The organism is Sphingobium sp. S6 (assembly GCF_905120495.1).
Classification (GTDB): Bacteria; Pseudomonadota; Alphaproteobacteria; order Sphingomonadales; family Sphingomonadaceae; genus Sphingobium; species Sphingobium agri.
Genome location: NZ_CAJHOG010000042.1, coordinates 1 through 1,408, shown reverse-complemented (window position 1 = coordinate 1,408; position 1,408 = coordinate 1). Strand labels below are relative to the sequence as shown.

The 1,408-nt window shown below is 60.2% G+C and carries 2 protein-coding genes; both read right to left on the bottom strand.

Annotated elements, in window-relative coordinates; genetic code table 11:
- Positions 1–159: 159 nt before the first annotated feature.
- A complete protein-coding gene (gene linB / locus SPHS8_RS20270; RefSeq protein WP_201516839.1) occupies positions 160–1,050 on the bottom strand; it encodes a haloalkane dehalogenase in 891 nt (296 codons plus the stop codon).
- 85 nt (positions 1,051–1,135) lie between these two features.
- Entirely contained in the window at positions 1,136–1,390 is a 255-nt protein-coding gene (locus SPHS8_RS20565) for a hypothetical protein (RefSeq protein WP_007682112.1), read from the bottom strand.
- Positions 1,391–1,408 lie beyond the last annotated feature (18 nt).

The window sequence follows — 1,408 nt, the reverse complement described above, 5'->3', positions numbered from 1 at the left end:
TCGGCGCAGAGCGACAGCCTACCTCTGACTGCCGCCAATCTTTGCAACAGAGCCAAAAATGTCGTCGCTCATGTCGGTCTCTCCTATTGTCCTGCGCGGGTGATCGGCGTCGCCGCGTCTGTGGTTTGTTCGGATCTTAGAAAATGAGCCGGTTCCGGATTATGCTGGGCGCAATCGCCGGACAAACGCCGCAATCGCCGCGCCAATCTCGTCCGGACTGTCCTCCTGGATGAAATGGGCGCCTGCGACCGTGATTTCGGTCTGGTTTGGCCATGTGCGGCAGAAGTCGCGCATTCGGCCCGTGGTCAGGGATCCCGGCTCGGCGTTGATGAAGAGTTTCGGAATCGGGCTTTCGCTGAGCCAGCCGGCATAGTCCCGGACGATCGCGACCACGTCGGCCGGGGTGCCTGCGATCGGGATTTGGCGAGGCCAAGACAGGGTCGGTCGACGGGCTTCGCCGGCGGCGAGGAAGGGCTCGCGATAGGCGGCCATCTCCGCTTCGCTTAAGGGGCGCAGGATCAATCCGGGGAGAACTTGTTCGACAAAAACATTGTCCTGCAACACCAATTCTTCGCCCGCCTGCGAGCGAAAGGCCTGAAACAGATCGCGATCCTGTTCGGGAAAATCCGCCCATTCCATCGGCATGGCGACCGCTTCCATATAGGCAATCCCCTGTACACGCTCGCGGTGGCGGCGGGCCCAGTCGAAGCCGAGGACGGACCCCCAGTCATGCACGACCAGAACAACCCTGTCCCCGAGATCGAGCGCCTCCCACAGCGCGTCGAGATAGTCACGATGCTCGGCATAGGCATAACGCTCGGGCCCCGACGGATCGAGCTTGTCCGAATCGCCCATGCCGATCAGGTCACAGGCGATCAGCCGTCCCAGCCCGGCGCAATGCGGCATGATATTGCGCCACAGATAGGACGACGTCGGATTGCCGTGCTGGAAGAGGATCGGATCGCCGGTCCCTTCATCGATATAGGCCATGCGCCGGCCCTTGATCTCAATGAATTTCTTCTCGCCAAATGGCTTTGCGCCGAGGCTCATCGATATTCTCCTTGAGCGATTTTCTGGTCTGCCCGGTCGGCGATGCATATCGCATGATGAATATCATGTCAATCGAGGAATCGTTCTAGCCATTGCCGTCGAGCGGAGAGTTGCTGCCGGAGCATCGATGGATGACGGCGTAGGCCACGCAGGCGCCTCTCAGGCGGTAGCTTTCCTTAGCCCCGGGCGCATCCGAAAGATCGAGGAAGGTTTTGTGAGTCGGATACCAGACCGCGAGAATCTCATCGATATGTTGAGTGCCCACGGCCTGGCCAAACACGGGCGTGCACCACAGGATCCGCGCGCCGGCTCTGTTGCAAAAATCGTGAAGCTTGAGCATGCTTGGCGGAGATTGGAC